This window comes from Salmonella sp. SJTUF14076, from assembly GCF_015534835.1.
In the GTDB taxonomy this organism is placed as follows: domain Bacteria; phylum Pseudomonadota; class Gammaproteobacteria; order Enterobacterales; family Enterobacteriaceae; genus Salmonella; species Salmonella enterica.
In genome coordinates this window covers 2,895,818-2,913,851 of the sequence record NZ_CP064674.1, presented here as the reverse complement: position 1 = coordinate 2,913,851, position 18,034 = coordinate 2,895,818, and the positions used below count along the sequence as shown (strand labels likewise).

The following is an 18,034-nucleotide window of genomic DNA, read 5'->3' as shown; positions in this document are numbered from 1 at the left end:
ACTGATAAGCACATCTTTACGTCTGGATTCGCTGAGTCATGGAACTGAAAGCAACTTCTCTTGGAAAACGTCTGGCGCAACACCCGTATGATCGTGCCGAGATCCTCAACGCTGGGGTGAAAGTGTCTGGCGACAGGCATGAATATCTTATTCCATTCAATCAGTTATTGGCGATTCACTGTAAGCGTGGGCTGGTATGGGGCGAGCTGGAGTTTGTCCTGCCGGAGGATAAAGTCGTGCGTTTGCACGGTACCGAGTGGTCGGAAACCCAGCAATTCCATCGCTATCTGGACGCGCACTGGCGTCGCTGGAGCCAGGAGATGAGTGATGTCGCCGCGCAGGCATTACAAGAGCAATGGGCGCGTATTAGTGAGCGAACGGGCGAAAACCAATGGCTTACCCGTGAACGCGTTCGGGGGCTGGAACACGAAATTCGCCAGACGTTTGCCGCCTTGCCGCTGCCGGTCTCACGTCTGGAGGAGTTTGCTCACTGTCGCGAGATATGGCGTAAGTGTCTGGCCTGGTTACAGGATAGCGAGGGAAGTCGGCAGCAGCATAATCAGGCGTATGCTGATGCCATGCTGGAAGCGCATGCCGACTTTTTTACGCAGATAGAATCTTCTCCGCTTAATCCTTCCCAGGCCAGGGCGGTGGTTAACGGCGAATCATCGTTACTGGTACTGGCGGGCGCGGGAAGCGGTAAGACCTCGGTGCTGGTGGCGCGCGCGGGTTGGCTGTTGGCGCGCGGACAAGCAGATGCGGGGCAAATTCTTTTACTGGCGTTTGGTCGCAAGGCGGCAGAGGAGATGGATGAGCGTATCCGCGAGCGCTTACATACGGAAGAGATTACTGCCCGTACGTTCCATTCGCTGGCGCTGTATATTATTCAGCAAGGCAGTAAAAAAGCGCCGGTTGTCAGTAAGCTGGAAAGTGACGCCACCGCGCGGCATCAGCTATTTCTGCGCACCTGGCGTCAGCAGTGTAGCGAGAAAAAAGCGCAGGCCAAAGGCTGGCGTCAGTGGCTGGAAGAGGAGATGCAGTGGGTAGTGCCGGAAGGTAATTTCTGGGACGATGAGACATTGCAGCGGCGTCTGGCCCCTCGCCTGGATCGTTGGGTCAGTTTGATGCGTATGCACGGCGGCGCGCAGGCAGAAATGATCGCTGGCGCGCCAGAGGAGTGCCGCGAGCTGTTTGGCAAACGCATTAAGCTGATGGCGCCGCTGCTAAAGGCCTGGAAAAGCGCGTTGAAAGCGGAAAATGCCGTTGATTTCTCCGGGCTGATCCATCAGGCAATGGTGATCCTCGAAAAAGGGCGTTTTATCAGCCCGTGGAAGCATATTCTGGTCGATGAATTTCAGGATATTTCCCCGCAACGGGCGGCGCTGTTAGAGGCGCTGCGCAAGCAGAATAGCCAGACTACGCTGTTTGCCGTTGGCGATGACTGGCAGGCGATTTACCGTTTTAGCGGGGCGCAGCTCTCCTTAACGACGGTGTTTCATCAGACGTTCGGTGAGGGCGAGCATTGCCACCTGGACACCACGTACCGCTTTAACAGTCGGATTGGCGATATTGCCAATCGCTTTGTACAGCAGAATCCGCACCAACTTAAAAAACCGTTAAATAGTCTGACCCCAGGCGATAAAAAAGCGGTGACGTTATTGGATGAAAGCCAGTTGGACGTGTTACTGGATAAATTATCCGGCTATGCGAAGGAAGATGAACGTATCCTGGTGCTGGCGCGCTATCACCATCTGAAACCCGCGAGTCTACAAAAAGCGGCGACTCGCTGGCCGAAGTTACAGATAGACTTCATGACTATCCATGCCAGCAAAGGCCAACAGGCCGATTACGTGATTCTTGTCGGATTGCAGGAGGGTAACGACGGTTTCCCCGCCCCGGCGCGCGAATCCATTATGGAAAGTGCGCTTCTTCCTCAGGTTGAGGATTTTCCGGACGCTGAAGAGCGGCGTTTGTTATATGTGGCGTTGACGCGCGCGCGTGCGCGGGTCTGGCTGCTTTTCAATAAAGATAATCCCTCGCGCTTTGTGGAGGCGCTTAAACAGCTGGATGTGCCAGTGACGAGGAAGCCCTAAAGCGCGGGCGGTACAGCATCCCGCCCGCGTAGCGGTTATTTCAGGCGCTCGGCCAGATAACGCGCATAATCCGGAATAAGAATATCTACAGCGTCATTAAAATGCGGGGACTGGATGATAAAGTCCGCCGTTGAGACGTTAGTGGCGACAGGGATATTCCATACGGTGGCCAGACGCAGTAGCGCTTTGACATCGGGGTCGTGCGGTACCGCGTTAAGCGGGTCCCAGAAGAAAATCAACACGTCGATTTTTCCTTCTGAAATGAGCGCGCCAACCTGCTGGTCGCCGCCCATCGGGCCGCTCAGCATCGCATTAACGTCCATACCGGTTGCGCGCTGGATCAGATTCCCCGTGGTGCCGGTTGCATAAAGAACGTGTTTTTCCAGCAACGGCTGATGGCGTTCCACCCAGTTCATTAACATCTGTTTGCAGTGGTCGTGAGCAACCAACGCGATATGTTTGCGCGTCGGCAAGGTGCGAGTCGTCAGTTCCATAATTCGATTCCGTAGTTAACCTGTCTACAGATTACTGGAAGCGCTTGATGCTGCAAGAGAAAGACAAAAAAATTGCGCGCTGGGGCAACTCATATCAAGAGGACGGCTGTTTTTCCGCCCATTGCAGAAAATGATGGCGTGTCTGCGGGTCGGCCAGTCGGAACCAATATTTCAGCCGTTGTTCTGTCAGAGTTTGTGATTGCGGCGGTACGGTATCAAGCTCTGAGACGTCGGAAAGTAATGTGCTGTCGTCTGCCATCATCGTGGCGAACTGAGGAAGCGAGGCGCGTTTCGCCGATTTATTATAACGCTCAGTCTCTATTTCATAATCGACCACTTTAGCCGTAGAAGTAATGGCCAGAATATCGAGTTTTACCGGAATGGGCATGGCGTCGCCGTCCAAAAGCGCCAGACGCGGCGCCGCGTTAAAATGCGAGGCTTCGCGCTCGTTTTCCAGCCGCGGGAGCTGAAAATTGACCTGACTTATCAGCTGGGTATCGAAACTTATCACCAGCGGCGGAGAAATATAAAGCCGCTCTTCATTACCGGACAGGCGGATGGTTTTTTCCACCCGGAAAACGAGTTGATGCGGCCCGTTTTCCAGTTCAATGCTCTCTGCACCGCGTAATAAAGAGCTGGATACCTTTTTGCCGTCCAGCACCAGCAGATCAACCTCATTAGACAAACGGAGCGTTGTGGCAAAAACAGTCACCGGCAAACAGAGAGCAAGGAAGGTGGCTAGCGCGCCGGTTTTCATAAGGTTCTCCTGTCCAAAGGCCGTCTGGCTAATAATGTATCGAAATTTTTCTTAGATCATGTTTACTAACATATAGACATATTTTGGCGTTTTGCTCTCATACATCGGTATGGGATGAATGGTTGCTATGTCAGGTTTGTCGTACACTTTGCAAAACAGCCTGGAGAAAGATGATGAAAGAGACCGATATTGCTGATGTTTTGACGTCCACTCGCACTATCGCGCTGGTAGGTGCGAGCGATAAACCCGATCGTCCAAGCTATCGGGTAATGAAATACCTGCTTGAACAGGGCTACCATGTGATTCCGGTTGCGCCAAAAGTCGCGGGTAAAACATTGCTGGGGCAACAGGGGTATGCCACGCTGGCGGATATTCCCGAAAAAGTCGATATGGTGGATGTTTTTCGCAACTCTGAAGCTGCATGGGGCGTCGCGCAGGAAGCTATCGCCATCGGCGCAAAAACGCTATGGCTACAGCTTGGCGTGATCAACGAACAGGCGGCGGTACTGGCGCGGGATGCAGGCATGACCGTGGTGATGGATCGCTGCCCGGCGATTGAGATCCCTCGCCTGGGGCTGGCGAAATAAAAGTTTAAATGGCCGGATATCGCTTTCCGGCCTTTTAAATACAATCAGTTACGTAGTCGCGGCGCCTGAAGCTGCTTGCGAATGGTACGCGCCAGTTCATCCATCGATGGCTGTTCTGGATGCTCGTCCCGCATTTCGCTTCGCAACTGGGCCTCGGCCAGATAAGTATGCACTGGCTGACCATCATCATCTTCCATTACCACGTGGTACCACGGAGCGGCGCGAAGTTCGTCGTTAACCGCCAGTTCATCAGGCGACGGCTCATCAAGCGAATATTCCGGGTCGATATCGACGACCACTCCGAGGTAACCTAACAGGGAATGGCGGACCTGTTGGCCGATACCGAATTTGCTGGCTATCATAGTCACCTCCCGGGAAATAGATACCCTTTATATGAGGATACTATTCCACTTTTCAAGTTACATGACGCGACAGGCAAACCCTTTCAGATACAGCCCTTCCGGGTAGGTGGCGATCACCGGGTGATCGGCGGCCTGACGGAACTGCTCTATAAATTGTACATCACGACCGGCATCTATTGCGGCATCGGCAATGATTTTCTGAAATAAATCGCTGGTCATCAGTCCGGAGCAAGAGAATGTCAGCAGTATGCCGCCCGGATTGAGCAGTTGAATCGCTAACATGTTAATGTCTTTATAGCCCCGGCAGGCGCCCATTAACTGGCTTTTATTTTCGACGAATTTGGGCGGGTCCATGATGATGACGTCGAATTTTTCGCCGTGTTCACGGTAAGCGCGCAGCAACTTAAACACGTCGTCGCGCACGAATTCGGCTTTGCTCAAGTCCAGTTGGTTCAGTTCAACGTTTTGCCTGGCGATATCCAGCGCATCCTGTGAGGTATCCACGCTGACAACCTGGCGACAACCGCCCATTAACGCCGACACGGCAAAACCGCCGGTATAAGAGAAGCAGTTCAGTACCCGCTGATTTTCCACGTAGCGGCGCGTCGCCAGACGACTGTCGCGCTGATCAAGATAATAACCGGTTTTGTGGCCGCCCTGGATATCGACCAGCAATTTCATACCGTGTTCTTCAATTGGCAAAAGCGCAGGCGGCAGTTCGCCAGTGACCGGGCCTTGCGTCAGCGCCATCCCTTCTTTTTTCCGCACGGCGACGTCGCTGCGATCGTAAATAGCGCAATCCGGATAGCATGTTTGCAGAGCGCTAATTAATGCGGCGCGTTAATATTCGGCCCCGGCGCTGAGCAGTTGCAGCACCAAAAAATAACCAAAACGATCGATAGTGACGCCAGGCAGGCCATCGGATTCACCGGCGATCAGACGATAGCTATCCAGACCGTCTTTTTTCGCCAGCCAGTCGCGCCACTGCTGCGCCTGACGCAGGCGGCGGGTGAAAAACGCAATATCAATGGATTCTGCTTTATCAAATGTCCAGACGCGCGCGCGGATCTGGGAGGCTGGCGACCAGGCGCCGCGTGCTAACCACTTTCCCTGATGGTCGACGATATCGATAGTTTCACCGAGGTTGGCTTTGCCTTCCAGACGGGATACGGCGCCGGAAAAGACCCATGGGTGGCGGCGGAGTAAAGATTTTTCTCGCCCTTTGCTGAGGACTAAACGGGGATATTGCGGAAATGTAGATTCAGTCATGCGGAGTAACCTCTCACAAACAGTGACGCGAGCCGGATGATAGCTCCAGCCAGGGACCGTGAAAACGAAATGGCGCGTAGGGTAGCACAGATAAGAGGGGCAATCATCAGCGTATGGCGGTGAGCGTTTCTGCACAAAATAGAATCGTAAAGGCACAGTTTCTTCGGCGGGCGCTTTTTATAGTGTTATTTCTTTACATAAAGAAGGAAATACAATGAAAACAGTCTTCTCTTTGACCGCAGCCGCAATGATGGCATTAAGTGGCAGCGTATCTGCCGCGTCGGCGTTTAGCCTCAGTAGCGCGGATATTCCGGCGGATTTTCGTTTGTCGCAACAGCACGTCTTTAAAGGATTTGGTTGTAGCGGAGAAAATATTTCGCCGCAGCTGAGCTGGCGCAATCCGCCTGCCGGAACCAAAAGCTACGCTATTACCGTCTTCGATCCTGATGCGCCCACCGGAAGCGGCTGGTGGCACTGGACGATGGTGAATATTCCTGCGCAGATTCACGACCTGCCGACGGGGGCTGATAAAAAAACGTTACCCGCTGGAGTGGTGCAGGGGCGTAATGATTTCGGTTATGCTGGCTTTGGCGGCGCCTGTCCGCCGCCGGGCGATAAGCCTCATCGCTATCAGTTTACTGTGTGGGCGCTGAATACGGCAACACTGCCGCTCGACAGTGAGTCGAGTGGCGCGTTGGTAGGGTTTATGCTTAACGCGCATGTGATTGCGAAAGCACAATTCACGGCCACATACGGAAGGTAAAACAGAGGACGGCACGGTGCAGGAGATGCATATTCGACATCAGGATCTTACGACGGCAGAGGTGCGTTCCAGTCATCTGCACCGTTTGCATCGTGTTACGCTTTTTTCCGCCGCGATCTGCCATATTACGCAGGGCAGTAAAGTCATCATTCAGGATGATAGCCGCCTTGTCGCCGGGCCTGGCGAGTTAATTATTATTCCGGCGAACACGCCGCTGGAGATTATTAATCAGCCTGCGCAGAACGGTTTTCGCTCCGACCTGTTGTTACTTTCACCGGAGATTATTGCTCGCTTTAAAACGATGTATGTTCAGGATTATCCACCGGCAAACCTGACATCGCTGTGTACGCCGATGAGCCGTAGCCTGACATTTATGTGGGAGAACGTGTTGGATGCTGTGCGCCAGGGGTTGCCCGTTGGGCTACAGGAACATCAGGCGATGGGGTTACTGTTAGCGCTTTTGCATGATGGCGCGGCAGGACCGCTGCTTATTGAACGGCGTTACACCCTCACGGAGCAGGTGCGGCAACTGATTATGCTCTCGCCTGCTAAGCTATGGACAGCCCAGGAGATAGCCCGCCGTCTTGCTATGGGAACATCGACGCTGCGTCGGCGTTTGCAGCGCGAATCGCAGAGTTATCGACAAATTGTTGAAGAGGTGCGCATGTCCTGCGCGCTTTCTCAACTGCAATCGACGACGCTGCCGATCGGCGAAATAGCGCTACGGTGCGGCTACCTGTCGGGGTCGCGGTTTACGGCCAGATTCCGCCAACATTATGGGTGTCTGCCCAGTCAGGTACGTTAAGTATGTCCTGTATGAGCCTCCACCACTGATTATGAAAGGAGAACCATCATGTCGAACGTCTGCATTATCGCCTGGGTTTATGGTCGCGTTCAGGGAGTCGGGTTTCGCTATACCACGCAGCATGAGGCGCAGCGGCTGGGGTTAACCGGCTATGCGAAGAATATGGATGACGGAAGCGTAGAAGTGGTGGCCTGTGGCGACGCGGCGCAGGTGGAAAAACTCATCAAGTGGCTGAAAGAGGGCGGGCCGCGCTCTGCTCGTGTGGACAAAATCCTTACTGAACCGCACAGCCCTCGCGAGACGCTAACAGGCTTTAGTATTCGGTATTAAATACATTTTACCGGCTTGGGCAGACCGGCGATTTTGGTCGCTTGCTTTGCCGGGCCTTTCGGGAACAGACGATACAGATAGCGGCTGTTGCCTTTTTCTTCGCCGAACTTATTCGCCATCGCCTTTACCAGCATTCGGATGGCGGGAGAGGTATTAAACTCCAGGTAAAATTCGCGCACGAAGCGCACGACTTCCCAGTGTTCCGCAGAGAGCTCAATGCCTTCATTGGCGGCGATAGCGACTGCCAGCGCTTCACTCCACTGCGTCGTCTCTTTCAGATAGCCTTCGCTATCAGTACTGATTTCTTTACCTTCAAAGATCAACATAACGTTTCACTGCGTAATCAACACGGACGGCAGTGTAGCAAAAAATAAAGCCCTGCATAAGCAGGGCTGGAAGAGGGGAATGTCGATTAGTCGCGGCTGGCGAAGCCCAGAATGCTGAGCAGGCTGACAAAGATGTTGTACAGCGAAACGTACAGACTGACGGTCGCACGAATATAGTTGGTTTCACCGCCGTGAATGATGTTACTGGTTTCATACAGGATAGCGCCCGAGGAAATCAGGATAAACACCGCGCTAATCGCCAGGTGCAATGCAGGCAGTTGCAGGAAAATATTCGCCACCATACCAATCAGCACGACGACGATCCCGGCCATTAACATACCGCCCAGGAAAGACATATCCTTACGGGTGGTCAGAACGTAAGCGGAGCAGCAGAAAAATACTAACGCGGTACCACCCAGCGCCAGGCCAATGACATCGCCCATGCCTGCTGACAGATAGGCGTTAAGAATCGGGCCCAGGATATAGCCGAGGAAGCCGGTAAACGCAAAAGCAGACAGGATACCGACCGGCTTATTGGCGGTTTTATAGGTCAGGAACATCAGCCCATACATACCGACCAGCGTCAGAATCAGGCCGGGGGAGGGCAGCATCAGTACCGTACTGGCTGTCGCGGTAATTGCGGAGAAAGCCAGCGTCAGGCTCAACAGAAAATAGGTGTTGCGCAGTACTTTGTGCGTACTCAGTAGCGAGCTACGATCACGCGATGATGTAATGATACGATCCATTAGTCACTCTCTTATGACAGATGTAATTAATAAAGGAGAATAATAAAAACAGTCACTGTCACCCAGTGGTTTTACCCATCTTTACGCATTCGTTTACGTTTAGTTTCCTTAAGAGATTTCAGGTGATTACCGTCGTTAAAACGGTCTTCTCATGCCTGGCGCTACGCCATAAAACAGGCGGCAGCGCCAACCACGCGTTACCGATAAAAAAATCGCTAATCACAGAGGTAAAACAGTGGGGACGATCAACACGTATTAAGCCCGTTTTTGTGTTGAAGAAATGGTCAATGTGCCGCTATTTCAGGCAATTAACGAAATTTTGCCTGTTTTTCACGCAAACGAACACATTCGGTCTTTACATGACGCACCGGGATGTTTATAGTGCGCCTCATTCCGGAAGTGTGGCCGAGCGGTTGAAGGCACCGGTCTTGAAAACCGGCGACCCGAAAGGGTTCCAGAGTTCGAATCTCTGCGCTTCCGCCAGATTAAACAAGGGGTTACCGAAAGGTAACCCCTTTGTTTTTTGGGCGCTTAGAATATAGTTAGAAAATACTGCCAGAACATTTCCCGAAAAAACGGACTACGTGGGTTTTTAGTTTCTTTTCGTTTCCTGATGTGTCTATTTATTGAAGATGTAGACCATTCTGGGAGGTGAAGGATGCCCCATCTCTTTCAGAATAATGTTGGTATATTCGACAACAGGGCCTCTTGGATGATTTTCTTCTTTATCCTGAAGATGGGTCAGTGCATGTACAACTTCATGAATAAATGAACGTTTTGTGTCAAAAAGTTGTCTTCCTTCGTTACTTTCATAATGTTCGGTATATGAATCATCAGAATCGTCCAGATTGAGACAAATAACTTTCCTGCCTTCTGAAAGTTTGAAGTGTTCCTGAGCCACGGTAGTTTCAAAGGCTTCGCCTGCCCCCAGTAGCCAGCGCTGCTCCACATCATGTAGTTCTTTTTCATATGCGTAATTCATCAGTCTGCGGAATGTTTCGCTTTGGGTATACGCATTTTGAAGTACGGAGGATAGTTCATCGTAGCATTCGTCATAAGTGTCGTCATCAATTTCTGTATCAGGGTCTATTCCACCCGCGCCTGAGATAAGGTACTCCACCACACACTCTGGCTCCAGACGGAATTCACTGTTTATGGCAAGGCTGTCATGAGCAAGGCGTAGCCGTGAGGGGTTTGGTGCATGTTCGGGAATATCGGGGAAAACAGGTGTATCTGCGGTATTTAATCCATATGTGGATACTCCGCTTTGAGGTATTAATCTGTAGGTGACCGGAAGCATAATTTCTTATTCCCTGACTGCAATTATGAATTATTTAAATTAAACAATAATAGTGTTTTTAGTTAATGTGCCACATACAGATAACGCTATGATTCAGACAAAACCAACAAGTAATACGCTGAAAATGTTATTTATAATGAAGCTTAGGGGCGGGGGTTGTTTAATAAAACAAGGGGGGCTTCTGTTTGAATACTTCTTGTTTATAAAATCCCTTTATCTCGACTAAAATATTGGATGGGGGAAAAGCGTTTTATCATTGTAATCCGGGAGTGGAGTAGGGGTATGTTGACTACCTGTCAGATCGGCTCCTGTTAATGCTTTCGCTAAAGTTAGAGCTATCTTATCTAATTTTGCACCATTTAGTTTGGTGTCAGTTAAGTCTGAGCCGAATAGAATTGCAGCGGTTAAGTTTACACCGGACATGTTAGCGCAAGTCAGGTCTGCGTGAGTCAGGTTTGCTTTAGTCATGTTTGAACCCATTAGATTTACAGCGTGTAGATTTGCACAACACAAATTTGCACCGACTAAATTTACATTAGAAAGAGTTGTTTCACGGAAATCTGCATTAGAAGCATCTATTTTTGACAAATCTTCCCCCTGGAAATCTTTATGAGCCAGGTTTACTCCGCGCAGGTTCAGAAAACCATCCTCGGTTATAAGTGAATCAGGCTGTTGTATATTATGTTTACTCATCAGCTTTAACATTCGACATACATTCCAAAATCTCTCACTATCAACGTTATCCGTTACAGTTTTTCCATTTTTGTTCACTTCAATAATGACCATGGGATCCGTATTTTCGAATGCTGCTCCACATGACAGACATATAGTACACCCGTTGACATCCTCAAGAAATATTTTATTACCATCGAAGAAAGCATCTTTATTTACATATAATAATGATGTGGTCAGTTTTCCAATTACCTCCTGAAAGCATCTTTCATTGCTTCTTCTTACTCCACCACAGGTAAAAAAATTGACAAACCATTCCAGTATACCGCGTGGTGAAGTTGCACTTTTCATTGCTTCTTTCGTACCGGTACCGGCCGCATGCAAATATCTTAATATATTTTCTGGGGACGCGTTAGTTATTGGCATTTTGATTCCTTCTTATGGAAGTGAGTCGACTCCTTATAGGTGTGAGTCAAGTCACATTTATACAAGGAATAATAAGAAAAGATATAAGGTGATTTTTGTATTTAGAGCTTTGGTTGAGTATGAGTAGGTGTCTGGCATCTGACAAGAGGCGATGATATCTGCCATAACGGTGAAGCAGAAGTAATATCACTCGTGAATAATAAGATTATCCTTGCTATTGACTTCCTTCATTTCCAGCATAGCTTACGCTTCATCATCATTGAATAAACAATTAAGTTTGTTGAGCGAAAATTTACTTAAAGAAAAAATAATAAGCACTAATATTTTTTGCAGTATTTCAACTTATAGCAGAATAAATGTGCGTAGATGGCGTAAAAACCTGATGAGCAGGAATACTTACACACTAAAAATGCTCCCGCAAACAGAGCAAAATGAGAAAGAGGAACGTTTGCCCCTTACATTTCCACCAAAGATTCTGGTCTTGTCTCTTGTAAAGGGCATACGTATTACGTTTTATCTCATTAAGAAAGTATGTTGACGTATTAAATTATGCATAATGCTCTTTCAATTGCTTCACGTTTGAAATGAATAATTCAAAACCAGTGAGCGCCTCTTCTTCGGTACTGGTTTGCGGCAAGCGATAAAGCGCCACTAAAGCAGTATTGTCTGCGTCAGCGCCGATAGTGACGGCGCTGGCATAGTTAAGACGTAAAAAATGCTGCAAAGTCAGAGTGTCGTCAGGCAATGGCATAAAGGGACAGCACATTTCCAGTGTATGATCGGATTCATTAAAATAAACCTGTATCCCATCATCAATGATAAGCAGTGGCTCATCTTCTGGCGCATCCAGGCCTAACGCGTCATATAAACGATTTAATAGACTTTCCATATAGTTACCTCAAGACTCAAGATGTGATTAATGAAGAAATGCCTTTCACTGACTGCCAAATATTTTCATCCCCAACTCGTTTTTGATAGGAAAGATTGAGCACCTCTGGCGATAAATTTTTCATTACTTTGTTTCCCGCCCCGCCCGTATTTTGTTTCTGAATCTCCAGGTTACCGCTATTCAGTAATACTTTTTGGAAAATTTTCTGTCCACCGCTATCCGGAAGACTACCAGGCGTACTTAACATATGGGTCTGATGGAAAGAAATGAGCTCTCGCTTGATTTCTGAATCCATCATCCCTGTACGATCTTTGCCGCTTTTACAATTCCAGGCGGGCACCGCGTCAATTTCATGGGCTAACATGGCAAGGCGTTGTGCGAGTTTATAGGGTTCGCCGCCATCTTTATGATGTTGGTTATTTTTCCAGATATCCTTAATCTGGCGCGCTAATGTATTGACGACCTCATAATTATCCGGGTATTGCGCCAGCCATTCGCCAACCCAGCCACCTGGTCTGGCTTCAGGGCGTAAATCATTGCCTAATAACTGATGTAGCGCTTCGGCATTATATCTATCCGATGCCTTAAGGCCAAAGCCGAGCTTGAGCGCCAGCTCATTAACACCCACATTAAATGCGGCGACGTCCGGTTTTATTTTTACCGTCTGTAGATCGCCATCTTTATTGCGGATTTTTAAATGAATCATTTTTCCCGGCTGGGTCAACGATTGCCATGCGCGCATTTGATCCTCGACCATCGTTCCCTCTTTGCCGAAAATATTCGACGCGGTGAGTAACCCGACGGATACCAGTTTAAGGCTTACCGCTTCGCCCTCTAAGGCTCTGTTAAGCAACTCAGGTTTACTATAAAGTGCCGCAGTTAATACTTCTTTGGCTTTGTTTTCAGCGCCGACCTGACGCAGAAGCGGATCTTTTTCATGATAGGGGGAAAGCACGCCATGACGTATCCCGCAAAAAAGCGTTTTATCTTTACCGTCCTCATGCACACTCACCGTGGACATCCACAAATTATTGGCGTGATGAATATTTTTGGTATCCCAACTGCATACGCCCTTTCCCTGATAAGCACTGGGAAAGATATCTTTTGCGCCGATTTTCATCTCTGCGGCAGGGAGCTGCGTGTTGGTATAGTGATGCCCGTTATGCGTGAGTGTATTTTTTATGGTTTGCCAGGGCTGGTTATTAAGCTGCTTGACCTGAGCATCTCTAAACGCTACTGCCGCAAAGCGATGAGCTTCTTTTGCAGGTAAGCCATCCTGCTGCTGAGTGCGTGCTGCAATAAGTTCGATAAGATTTTTCTTCAATGCTTTTGCCGCGGCTTCTTCTTGTTTTGTTGCTGGCCGGTCCGCTTTAACTTTGGCTAACTCCATTTGGTTTGCCATTGACGTTAGAACCGGGTCTTGTTTACCCAGAACGGTTGCCGCGACGGTAAGAAGATCGCGCTGTAAGTTATAGAGGTTATGCAGCGAGTGGTTAGACGTCTTCTGATGCTGTAGATAATTCCCCCATGTCGCGCCAGGTTCTCGCAGGACAATAATTTCCGGGCGAGCGTCGGGCGCTTTAGCCGGCGCTTTGCCCTGGCCTGAGAGAATCTGCATTCCGTTGTATAAGGTTTTTTGTAGGCTTTTAAAAGCCTCCTGGGTTTTTAGTGAAGCTGAGTGATAGAAGCTCTGTATTTGCATAGCGTTTTTAATATTCCTGAATAGGGGAGTGGGAACATTCAACAGGGTTAACAACCCTTTAAAAGGATGTGACTTTTATGCGCCAGGAACTTTAAAAAAATGTCCTTTTTAGTGAGAAAACGCTTCTGATCAGGCGGGGAGGTGTCCTGACGTCCATACGTAGTGGCGATCATGGGGGAGATCGGTACATCAAATGTTCATAAAATCTACAAACTTCACAATTTATGGCACAACTTTTATTGAAAACCCACCTTCTTGACTCAGATCAAATTCACCGATTTACTCCTGCGTAAAGTAACGGCGTTACATCAAATGTTATACAGGTGTGTGTATGCCAGCAAAGCCCCGGACAAGTAAGACCGTGACGAAGAATATTCGTTTTTCCTATTCCATGCTTGAACAGATAGAATTCGCGCTGAAATCTGAAAAGACGCGGAATTTTTCAGCATGGGTAAAAGAGGCCTGTCGGGAAAAGTTATGTAACACGGGACATAAGCTGTAGTTATCGTCTTATGTAAGAGGGGGCGGCCATTTTGAAAAGAACAACGTGCTTATATACCTCCTGGGTCTTTGCCGCTTTTGTCTCTCTGCTGATATTTGCCTGGAGTGTCATAAACTATCCTCTCTATGAATCTATAATAATTATTGTCTTTTATATCTGGCTAATTCTGGTACCGCTTTATCTTATTGTGTATGAGTGGCTAATAGATTGTCATTAAATTTATGGCTGCGTACTTGAAAAGTGATATTTCATATCTGTGCGGTAAGTCATTGTCGTAATAATATTATTGGTCAGGCGACGGGCGAGCGTCTGCGCATTTTGCATCGTTTTATCTTCAAAATTTTGCAGTAAGCGTTGTGCTTCTTTCGGATGCGACGCATATAATCTCAGATAGCTCTGCTCCATCTTATACTGTTGCTTAGCTGTTTGCTGTTCAAATGTTTTCCAGGCATGTTGCACATCTGGCGCAAACGCATTGTAGTCCTGCATAACCAGCGTTTGCAGCGTGCGGAATGTCCAGTAGGTAGAGTCGTTGCTCGCCCGATCGGTTCCTTTATCATCTCCGGGTTGATAATGACGCATCCCCTGATAATAGGGGAGATAGACGCTAAGAGATGGCATTCCATAGGCGATGTATTCTACGTTGCCGATAGCCTGCGGTAATTTCGGTCTGACCTGTAAAATATGTGACTCCTGGGTACGAAAAACGGATATAGGTCGCCATGGTTCTTGTGGATTATGACTGGCATAAGGGTCGTGCGACGTACCCTGATAGTGATTGCGTAACGCGTTTTTTACTGCCGCCACGCTGATCTTCGTTATTGGCGTTAAAAAAACAGGAAATGTTTCCCCTTCGCTAACGACCGTATCCAGATGCGGATTAAACTGGTGTTGTAGCGTCCAGACGCGCGGATAATTATAGGTGGTATCGTTTTTGTTATCCTGCGAATAGGCTTGATGAAAGTCGAATTCGCCGCGGGCCGGATCATATAATCCCTGCTTTTTCGCAAAGCTTACTAACGTTGGTGACGCCATATAATTCGCGTTATCATTCGGATCGTAATGGCGTAAACGTCCCTGATTGGCGGAAACGAAATAGCTATCTGCCGGAAGTCGTACTGCCAGCCATTGATGACCGCTTCCCGTCTCCAGATACCATATCTCTTTGCTATCAATAAACGCGACGCCGAAACCTTCGCCCGCGCCTTTTTGTTCAATAATATCTCCCAGTAATTTGGCGCCCTGACGCGCCGATTGCGCCACTGGCAGGATCACGGACTCAATGGCGTCTTCCGTGATTCCCGTTTTTGTCACGTAAGGATCGGCAGCCAGCGCCGCTCTGCCATTATAAATGGTTTCCGTTGCGCTCATTCCGACGCCCGCCGAATTGAAACCGGCTTCACCCATGGCGTTATCGTTAGTATCAAAGTCATGAATTGCCGTATAGCGCATCGCTGTCTCCGGAAGCGGCCAGCTAAAATTGTTCCGATGCGCTTTATACTCGCCTTGTTGATGAAACGCGATGGGATGAATAACCTTATGCTTGGCGTTATTTGCCGAGCCATCTTCGTTGCGCGCAATAATGAAGGAGCCGTCAGCCGAAGCCTGATTGCCTACCAAAAGGGTAGTACAGGCGATGACTTTACCCATACCCAGCAGCGTAACGGCGAATGCAAGATACTTTTTCATAAAGGTTCCCACTGAATAACGCGTTATGGGATGAATTGACCCTGGATTGGAAACCGAGAAAGTGATCGAGCCAGCAATATTCTTTGCCGGCATCCTTTATTTTCTCTTTATTGAGGTTGTATTGATAACCACAGCCCTGTGGCAGGGAAGGGGAACAGAACCTGTACTGACCTTAGCTATCACCGCTATCAGGCAGACGAACCGAAAAGATATTATGTTCATCGGCATAGCGGTAAGATGCCGAACCACCGTGTAATAGAGCAATCGCGTTAACTAACGATAACCCCAGGCCGAAACCGGCAGTGTGGCGGGCATTATCTCCTCGCCAAAAACGCCGGAAAAGCTTATCCGCATCGGCGGGGTGGCTGCCCGGATTAGCGACCCGAATTTCTGCAACGTTATCATCATAAGCGCTTTCAATACGTATCACGGCGTTTTCATCAGAATAACGGATGGCATTCGTCAGCAGGTTTGAGAGCACTCTTTGTAATAATATTTCGTCAGCCCATACCGTTCCCTGACATTGATTTATAAAACAGATGCGTTTCTCCTCGGCAAGGGGGCTAAGATAATCCAGCATATTTTCGACCAGCGCATTGAGCGAAACAGGCTGTTTTTTTACCGCTATATTCTGGTGCTCCGCGCGTGCCAGAAAGAGAATATTTTCTGTCAGTCGCGACAGTCCCTCCAGCTCTTCAATATTATCGACAAGGGCTTGTTGATACTCCTCGGCGCTGCGTTCCTGACTCAGCATCACCTGATTCTTCCCCAGTAAAATATTAACCGGCGTGCGCAGCTCATGCGCCAGATCGTCGGCAAATTGGTTCAGGCGTTCAAAATCGTCGGAAAGCTTCTGGCGCATGGTATTTAGCGCTTGTCCAAGCGGCCTGAGCTCAACGGGTAACGCCTGTTCCGCCAACGGCTGGCGAAGTGTGCCGCTATCTGTCGCCGCGGTGAGTCGGCTGAGCGACGTAATGGCCCGCAGCCCGTTTCTGATGACTAATGGACTGAGCGCCGAACAGACGAGGATCGCGATAAGGCTCATCAGCAAACTGTTGCGGCGGTATTGCGCCAGCATTTGCCGCCTTTCCGTCGCCAGCCTGGCAATAGTAAGGGTCAGCGGGTCATCGCCGCTTCTGGCGTTTACTCGTACCGCGGTAAGTTCCGTGCCTTGTACCGCCTGGCGAAATAAGGTTTCGCGGGTGATGTTTTTAGCCAGCGGAATCTCGTTAAAGCGTTGGTCGGGGATGCCGCTATGATTAATCGCAACATTGTGGCCTGTTGCTGAATGGATCAATAAGATGTCCTGCTTCGTATCCACCATCCGATTGAAATAGAGCGGCAGATTTTCCGGCCTGGCGCCATCCAGTAACAGTTGCTGCATTTGCGCCGCCCGATTTATTAGCGTCATATCATCCCGATACGTTAATTCTTTGCTCAGCGCGTTATAGAGCGTCCAGCTAATGCCGGTACAGGCGAGGATAAGGATGGCGATAAAAGAAATTGTCAGGCGCAGCGTCATTGATAACTTAACCATTCTGCGACGTTTCCGCCTGTAATCGATAACCCATCCCCCGGACGGTCATAATGAGCTTCTTTTCAAATGGATCGTCTACTTTGGCGCGCAGTCGACGAATCGCGACATCAACGGTGTTGGTTTCACTATCAAAGTTAATTCCCCAAACTTCGCTGGCGATCGCGGTTCGGGGCACGATTTCTCCTGCCCGGGACGCCAGTAACCAGAGGAGCAGGAATTCTTTGCGGGTCAGGGAAATCGGTTTGCCATTTCGTGACACCGATTGCTTTGTGGCATCCATGTCCAGACCATTGATCGTCAGTCGGGTAAAGACCGGGACATGCTGTCTGAGTTGAGCTCTCACCCGGGCCAGCAGTTCGGCGAAGGAAAAAGGCTTAACAAGGTAATCATTAGCGCCCGCCTCAAGACCTTTGACGCGATCCTCAACCGAGTCGCGCGCCGTCAGGCAAATAACAGGGGGCTGATATGCAGTGCGCAACGCGCGTAAAACCTGCCATCCATCAAGCCCCGGCAGCATAATATCAAGAATAATCAATGAATAATGTTCCTGAAGGGCCAGGTGCAATCCGTCTCGTCCATCACAGGCATAATCAACCACATAGCCTGCTTCCGTGAGTCCCTGACGTACCCACTCAATGGTTTTCTGGTTATCTTCAATCAATAAAATCTTCATCGACGCAGTATGCCATAGGCTTGTTAGCGAATCCGTAAATCTCCAACAAGATGACATAATTGTCATGTCCGTGTAAGGTTAATCCTGGACGCGCCAGATATATTTTCCTGCA

General features: G+C 49.2%; 20 protein-coding genes, 1 tRNA gene and 1 pseudogene. 8 read left to right on the top strand and 14 right to left on the bottom strand.

Going from position 1 to position 18,034, the window contains the following annotated elements; all coding sequences use genetic code 11:
* Nucleotides 1-38: 38 nt before the first annotated feature.
* Nucleotides 39-2,093 carry a DNA helicase IV gene (gene helD, locus HU143_RS14325; RefSeq protein WP_023227213.1) on the top strand — a complete coding sequence of 685 codons (2,055 nt, stop codon included), beginning with the start codon at nt 39-41 and terminating at the stop codon, nt 2,091-2,093.
* Nucleotides 2,094-2,128: 35 nt separating this feature from the next.
* On the opposite strand, the gene mgsA is transcribed toward helD, so the two are convergent.
* A complete protein-coding gene (gene mgsA, locus HU143_RS14320; RefSeq protein ID WP_000424187.1) occupies nt 2,129-2,587 on the bottom strand; it encodes a methylglyoxal synthase in 459 nt (152 codons plus the stop codon).
* A 94-nt stretch (nt 2,588-2,681) separates the two neighbouring features.
* A complete protein-coding gene (locus HU143_RS14315) occupies nt 2,682-3,344 on the bottom strand; it encodes a DUF2057 family protein (RefSeq protein ID WP_000847723.1) in 663 nt (220 codons plus the stop codon).
* Nucleotides 3,345-3,517: 173 nt separating this feature from the next.
* Between HU143_RS14315 and HU143_RS14310 the strand changes: the two genes are divergently transcribed.
* Nucleotides 3,518-3,931, top strand: coding sequence for a CoA-binding protein (locus tag HU143_RS14310; RefSeq protein ID WP_001537782.1), 414 nt, complete (start codon nt 3,518-3,520; stop codon nt 3,929-3,931).
* A 44-nt stretch (nt 3,932-3,975) separates the two neighbouring features.
* Here the strand turns inward: HU143_RS14310 and hspQ are convergent, their stop codons facing one another.
* Nucleotides 3,976-4,293, bottom strand: a complete 318-nt coding sequence (gene hspQ / locus HU143_RS14305) for a heat shock protein HspQ (protein WP_000561983.1) — start codon at nt 4,291-4,293, stop codon at nt 3,976-3,978.
* 57 nt (nt 4,294-4,350) lie between these two features.
* Nucleotides 4,351-5,562: pseudogene (gene rlmI, locus HU143_RS14300) on the bottom strand (23S rRNA (cytosine(1962)-C(5))-methyltransferase RlmI).
* 214 nt (nt 5,563-5,776) lie between these two features.
* Between rlmI and HU143_RS14295 the strand changes: the two are divergent.
* From HU143_RS14295 to yccX, 3 genes are read left to right on the top strand one after another with little or no spacing between them, the layout of a single operon-like run.
* Complete coding sequence (locus HU143_RS14295) at nt 5,777-6,325, top strand: YbhB/YbcL family Raf kinase inhibitor-like protein (RefSeq protein WP_023227212.1); 549 nt, start codon at nt 5,777-5,779, stop codon at nt 6,323-6,325.
* Between the two features lie 25 nt (nt 6,326-6,350).
* Nucleotides 6,351-7,130 (top strand): helix-turn-helix transcriptional regulator, encoded by a 780-nt coding sequence (locus HU143_RS14290; protein WP_000548082.1) that lies wholly within the window; start codon nt 6,351-6,353, stop codon nt 7,128-7,130.
* 48 nt (nt 7,131-7,178) lie between these two features.
* The gene (yccX, locus tag HU143_RS14285; protein WP_000072884.1) at nt 7,179-7,460 is read left to right on the top strand and encodes an acylphosphatase; all 282 of its coding nucleotides are present in this window, start codon (nt 7,179-7,181) and stop codon (nt 7,458-7,460) included.
* On the opposite strand, the gene tusE is transcribed toward yccX, so the two are convergent.
* On the bottom strand, nt 7,457-7,786 hold the full coding sequence (tusE, locus tag HU143_RS14280; RefSeq protein ID WP_000904446.1) for a sulfurtransferase TusE: 330 nt from the start codon (nt 7,784-7,786) through the stop codon (nt 7,457-7,459). The genes yccX and tusE overlap by 4 nt on opposite strands.
* 86 nt (nt 7,787-7,872) lie before the next feature.
* A complete protein-coding gene (gene yccA, locus HU143_RS14275; RefSeq protein WP_000374046.1) occupies nt 7,873-8,532 on the bottom strand; it encodes an FtsH protease modulator YccA in 660 nt (219 codons plus the stop codon).
* 395 nt (nt 8,533-8,927) lie between these two features.
* Between yccA and HU143_RS14270 the strand changes: the two genes are divergently transcribed.
* Nucleotides 8,928-9,015 (top strand) — tRNA-Ser (locus HU143_RS14270).
* A 136-nt stretch (nt 9,016-9,151) separates the two neighbouring features.
* Here the strand turns inward: HU143_RS14270 and pipA are convergent.
* Together pipA and pipB are read right to left on the bottom strand one after the other, a co-directional pair.
* Nucleotides 9,152-9,832, bottom strand: a complete 681-nt coding sequence (gene pipA, locus HU143_RS14265) for a type III secretion system effector protease PipA (RefSeq protein ID WP_000938182.1) — start codon at nt 9,830-9,832, stop codon at nt 9,152-9,154.
* Nucleotides 9,833-10,054: 222 nt separating this feature from the next.
* Nucleotides 10,055-10,930 (bottom strand): SPI-2 type III secretion system effector PipB, encoded by an 876-nt coding sequence (gene pipB / locus HU143_RS14260; protein WP_023227211.1) that lies wholly within the window; start codon nt 10,928-10,930, stop codon nt 10,055-10,057.
* 217 nt (nt 10,931-11,147) lie between these two features.
* On the opposite strand from pipB, the gene HU143_RS14255 reads away from it, so the two are divergent.
* A complete protein-coding gene (locus HU143_RS14255) occupies nt 11,148-11,468 on the top strand; it encodes a hypothetical protein (RefSeq protein ID WP_077909985.1) in 321 nt (106 codons plus the stop codon).
* Between the two features lie 9 nt (nt 11,469-11,477).
* On the opposite strand, the gene sigE is transcribed toward HU143_RS14255, so the two are convergent.
* Both sigE and sopB read right to left on the bottom strand, forming a co-directional pair.
* Nucleotides 11,478-11,819 (bottom strand): type III secretion system chaperone SigE, encoded by a 342-nt coding sequence (gene sigE / locus HU143_RS14250; RefSeq protein WP_000444726.1) that lies wholly within the window; start codon nt 11,817-11,819, stop codon nt 11,478-11,480.
* Nucleotides 11,820-11,835: 16 nt separating this feature from the next.
* Entirely contained in the window at nt 11,836-13,521 is a 1,686-nt protein-coding gene (gene sopB / locus HU143_RS14245) for an SPI-1 type III secretion system effector inositol phosphate phosphatase SopB (RefSeq protein WP_023227210.1), read from the bottom strand.
* A 331-nt stretch (nt 13,522-13,852) separates the two neighbouring features.
* On the opposite strand from sopB, the gene HU143_RS14240 reads away from it, so the two are divergent.
* Nucleotides 13,853-14,023, top strand: a complete 171-nt coding sequence (locus tag HU143_RS14240) for a YlcI/YnfO family protein (RefSeq protein WP_001111006.1) — start codon at nt 13,853-13,855, stop codon at nt 14,021-14,023.
* Here HU143_RS14240 and HU143_RS14235 read toward each other — a convergent pair whose 3' ends face one another.
* The 4 genes from HU143_RS14235 to hprR form a co-directional block, all read right to left on the bottom strand.
* Nucleotides 14,024-14,134, bottom strand: a complete 111-nt coding sequence (locus HU143_RS14235; RefSeq protein ID WP_000174813.1) for a hypothetical protein — start codon at nt 14,132-14,134, stop codon at nt 14,024-14,026.
* 108 nt (nt 14,135-14,242) lie between these two features.
* Nucleotides 14,243-15,712, bottom strand: a complete 1,470-nt coding sequence (locus tag HU143_RS14230) for a C69 family dipeptidase (RefSeq protein ID WP_000760228.1) — start codon at nt 15,710-15,712, stop codon at nt 14,243-14,245.
* Nucleotides 15,713-15,884: 172 nt separating this feature from the next.
* Nucleotides 15,885-17,249: a heavy metal sensor histidine kinase gene (locus HU143_RS14225; protein ID WP_023216403.1), complete on the bottom strand. Its 1,365-nt coding sequence runs from the start codon at nt 17,247-17,249 to the stop codon at nt 15,885-15,887.
* Entirely contained in the window at nt 17,242-17,922 is a 681-nt protein-coding gene (gene hprR / locus HU143_RS14220) for a response regulator transcription factor HprR (protein ID WP_001579225.1), read from the bottom strand. Before hprR ends, HU143_RS14225 begins: the two co-directional genes overlap by 8 nt.
* Nucleotides 17,923-18,034 lie beyond the last annotated feature (112 nt).